General features: G+C 33.7%; 4 protein-coding genes. 1 reads left to right on the top strand and 3 read right to left on the bottom strand.

The genetic code is table 11. From position 1 onward, the window contains the following. Positions 1 to 92 precede the first annotated feature (92 nt). The 3 genes from DET49_RS18210 to DET49_RS18220 all read right to left on the bottom strand — a co-directional run bounded on the left by DET49_RS18210 (position 93) and on the right by DET49_RS18220 (position 2,342). A complete protein-coding gene (locus DET49_RS18210; RefSeq protein WP_133550265.1) occupies positions 93 to 293 on the bottom strand; it encodes a hypothetical protein in 201 nt (66 codons plus the stop codon). A gap of 187 nt (positions 294 to 480) precedes the next feature. Beyond that, a complete protein-coding gene (locus DET49_RS18215) occupies positions 481 to 693 on the bottom strand; it encodes a helix-turn-helix transcriptional regulator (protein ID WP_208109677.1) in 213 nt (70 codons plus the stop codon). Between the two features lie 458 nt (positions 694 to 1,151). Next, on the bottom strand, positions 1,152 to 2,342 hold the full coding sequence (locus DET49_RS18220; RefSeq protein ID WP_133550267.1) for an ATP-binding protein: 1,191 nt from the start codon (positions 2,340 to 2,342) through the stop codon (positions 1,152 to 1,154). A gap of 450 nt (positions 2,343 to 2,792) precedes the next feature. Between DET49_RS18220 and DET49_RS18550 the strand changes: the two genes are divergently transcribed. Then, on the top strand, positions 2,793 to 4,403 hold the full coding sequence (locus tag DET49_RS18550; RefSeq protein WP_166636619.1) for a DUF1186 domain-containing protein: 1,611 nt from the start codon (positions 2,793 to 2,795) through the stop codon (positions 4,401 to 4,403). Positions 4,404 to 4,620 lie beyond the last annotated feature (217 nt).

Raw genomic sequence — 4,620 nt, forward strand, 5'->3', positions numbered from 1 at the left:
CTGTAGTTCTTTCTGTTTTCTTTCATCGTTTTATAAAGTTAAGGTTTTTTAATTATTACCCTTAACTTAGTGTCCCAACAAATGTAGCAAGATCAGGGAGACAATACTTTGCTTCTATACTGCCCTTTCAGAAGATGATTCTCATAATCTTCCTCGGACATAGATAGATATTTCTTTACGGTTCTGGTATCTAAAACCAGATAATCGGCAATTTTTGGATTGCTAAAACCAAGCCTTTTAAATTTGTGAATTTCGTGGTACATGATCCAATTGTTTAAGTCTCTTGTTGTCATCTAGGATTGGTGTTTTTATTCCAGTCCAAGAAACAGTAAATTTTGACTTCAAGGCTTACTCTTTTGCCCCGGGGGCAAAAGAGTAAGCCTTGGATCATACATCCTTATTTTCCGAAAGTAGTACATGACTATTTTCCGAAAACACTACATTCTTATTTGCCGATTATACGACATTGTTATTTTCCGGTTACAGTTTAAACGCATTTTTCATTAATTCCATTTCATTTCTTGGAATACTTAAATCCGTCGCTAGTTGTTCCCATTGGGCTACATTAAAAGAAACTGCAGGATGTCCTTTCTCTAAAGATGAAAGCGTTGGGCGGGAAATCCCCGCCCGCTCTGAAACCTGATCCATCGTTAGTTTCCTCCGTAAGCGTGCTAACTTAATATTTTCACCCACTGCTTGTAAAAGCTTTTTGTTTTTAGGCAATAATACAATCTTGTTTCTAGATATAATGTTAAATATTTTTTACAAATATAGGCATAAAAGTAAATAGTATTTTACGTTATTGAAGAGTGCTTCTATGAATATATTGTACTAAATTGTTCCCAAGCATAAATAAATTAAGATGTATTGCCTAGGATTTCACTCAGCACAAATTGACCTCCTCCCGATTTACGAACTGGTTAAAAGCATAAAATCTGAGCCTAAATGGTTCCCAAGATATTATACATATACAAAATGAAGACAATCGGATTTTAGCTAATACAAAACCTAGAGCATTTACCACAAATCAAGTACCTAATGAAACTAATCAAAAAGTGATTATTGATGGAAAATGCGTAGCAAAATAAAGTACTTTCATAAATAGTCCTTTGTTTTATTTGCACATTCTTTGCCATCACCCTTCTCTCCATTTAATACATAAAACCAAAAAGCCAAACAGGAATGATATTTCCGAAACCTATTTCTATACCATCTTTTGCAATGTAGGCATTCTCTGTGCCGGCTATTTGTTTTTTGGTTTTGTTCTTTCCGCCTATCTCAAACGTGTAGGTTTTATCAATTATAAAATCAGCAGTTTCTGAGCGGTTGATTTCGTGTAAGCCTTTAAACTGATTCAAGAAAAAAGTTTCCCGAACATTTCCAATATTGGTATTTTCTTTTGCTAAAGCATACATTAAATTTGTGTTGTTCAAGTATAGTTTTTCAGGTTTGGTTAATATACCAATCCCGGAAGTATCTTTATACAACTCATTTACCAAACCGGCACGCCCTAGTATTTTTATACTTTGTACCAACATATTTCGAGAAACCCCTACTTTTTTACTCAATTTTGTAATGTTTGGGGTAAAGGGAGCACTAGAGGCTACACTTATCAACAGTTTTTTAAGTTTTACCAGGGTTTCGTATTGTAAATCTTCTACAGCATTGATATCGATTTCTATAATAAGATTGATGGTGTTTTGTAGTTTCTGAAGATAAAGCTTTTCATTCTCTTTGTAATAAGGGTAAACCCCGGTTTTTAAATATTTGTCAAATAGTGGTAAAGGTTTTATTTCTTTTAAGAGTTCGGCGGCAATTTCGTTATGCCTCGCTAAAATTTCTGAAAATGTATAGCGTTGAATTTTCTGTTGGGTTTCAAAAGCAATAAATTCTCTGAAAGAGAGTTCTTTTAGATCATATGCAACGGCTCTTCGGCTTAAATCCGATTCAGATTTATAGATTTCGAGCATGGAAGATGATGTAAAAATAATATGAAGCTCTGGAAAATTATCATAAATCAGTTTTATTTCTCGTGACCAATTGGGGTATTTATGAACTTCATCAAGTAATAAATGTGTTCCTCCAAATTGACTAAATTGTTTCGCTAAATCATACAGTTTATTCTCATAGAAATAGATGTGATCTAAACTCACATAAAGGCTGGATGACATTGGCAAATGTAATTTCACAAGCTGTAAAAGCATTGTGGTTTTTCCTGCGCCTCTTGCCCCTTTTATAGCAATAAGTCTGTTATTTAAATCAATTTGATCTACAAGATAGCGCTGTATTGCTAAGGTGATCTGTGCAATTTTTGACTGAAATTCTAATAATAAACTCTCCATAAGTGCTTTTTATAAAAAGCAAATATACTTATTTTTGCTATCTAAATAAAGCAATTTAATCTTATTTTGCTTTCTTTAAAAGGCAAACTATACCAAAACAAATTAAAAGATGGGATTAAGTGTGTGGAGTTGAAAAAATATCTCAACCCACTTTTTAGGATTCAATAATTTCTCAATCTATATTTGGGGAGTATTATACCCATAGCTAAAAATAATGAAGTAATTATTCGAGAAAAGGCAGAACTTATTTTATGCGGATAGCTTTGTTTTCTAAATATCATAACCGGTGATTTTTAAATGTTATCCAACAGGAATGCACTTTTTTCCAAGGATGAAAATCCCTAGCATGAAGTAATAAAACCATAATTTGGATCTTTATTTTATAGAAAAATAAATGATAAGTTTATAGTGATTTACATTTTTTCACGATAGGAAAATTATTTTTGTTGTATGGGCCAAGACGGATTAAAACTGAAGAATTACAAAATAACTGGAGATGATACGATTCTGGATGAACAGAACCAAATTACCCCAGAGGTACGCCGGATAATTGAAGAGCTTAGGCCTGATGTTGAAAAGGGACGAAAATATCTTATTAAAAAACTAAATAGTCTTTCCCGCAAATATCCAAAAACACCCGTTTTTAAAAATTTTCTTTCAGTAGTTTATCAGAAAAACGGGAACGTTAAACAGGCTTATGCAGTAAACAGGTGGATTGTTAAGGAACATCCGAATTACCTTTCCGGAAAAATTAATCTCGCAATTGAATTTCTTTTTAAAGGTCAGTCAGAAGAAATACCTGGCATTTTTGGGGAAAGTATGGAAATTGGGGAATTATACCCGGAGCGCAAAGAGTTTCATTTTGAGGAAGTTATTGGTTTCCACACGGTAAGTGTTCAGTATTTTCTGACTATGGACGAAATTGAGCAGGCCGAATTGCGTGTGAAGCTCTTGGAAGATTTAGACTCGCAACATCCAAAAGCGCAATACGCCCGAGAGATCCTTCGGGAATGGTATATGACCAAAGCTTCAGAACGTAAGGAACGTGAACGTCTCCAACGAAAGGAGGTGCTGCTAAAAGACACAAGGTCTCATCTACAGACAACCAAAAGCCCTAATTTCCATTTTGAAAAAGAAATTAACTGGCTCTACCAGAATGGTCTGAGTATCGACCGTAAAAAAATCGAACAGATCTTAACTATTGATTCTTCTGAGCTTATTGAAGATTTGGAAAAAGTATTGCAGGATAGTATTGCCCGGTTTGATTTTTTTGTTGGTAAGGTCAATGCCGAAGGTTATAACAATAAAAAACTTGCTTTTCCTATCCATGCGATTTTGTTACTGGCTCATTTTAAGAAAAAAGATTCTTTTCCAGCTATTCTACAGATCCTAAAACAGGATAGAGATTTCATTGATTTCTGGTTTGGTGATTTTATCGCTGATATCATGGATGTATCTCTGAATAATTGTGGTAAGGATCAAATCCACCGAATGTTTGAATTTTTAAAGTTGCCGAATATCGATACAAGCAGCAAATGTATTTTAGGAGAATCTTTGGTGAAGATCATTAATAATTCCAATGAAGAAAAGGCAGATTTAACTGAAGAGTATCGGCAGGTCTTGAATCTTTATATTGAAAATGCAGAAAATGAGAATTTTGCTGATACGGAAGCGGTTGGATTTATTATCAGCGATATTATGGACTTAGCTTACGCTGGGTTATTGCCTGAAATCAAGCAATTGTTTGATCTGAAACTGGTAGATACTTCCATTTGCGGAAACTTTAAAGAGGTCGCCACTGAGATTGCTGGGATTCCTGTAGAAAAAAACATGGGATTTATCGTAAAGGATATTTACGAGCAATATGAAGAGCTGGGTGGTTATGAAAATGAAAATAACAATTTAGAAATTAATGAAGATTTAGCCAGTGAAATTTATAATGAATGGAGTATTAGTACTTTTGATAATGAACCGATTGTTAACTCGAAAAAACCAGGACGTAATGATCCCTGTCTGTGCGGAAGTGGCAAAAAATATAAAAAATGTTGTATGAATAATTAGCAATTTCTAACTTTTGGTTACTAACACCCCGGTATTTTGTGTTCAGGAATTGTAGGACTTGTACAAATAAACAATTCTGTATACAAATCTAAGGATGTCTTATTCCATTTTTGGAAATCATCAGAGGGTGTAATTTGAAGTCTGTCTGAGAATTTTTATATTAATACTCAAACAGATTTAAAATGACACAGGAAGAATTAAACAAGATTGAAAAGAA

The organism is Salegentibacter sp. 24, assembly GCF_004362395.1.
Classification (GTDB): Bacteria; Bacteroidota; Bacteroidia; order Flavobacteriales; family Flavobacteriaceae; genus Salegentibacter.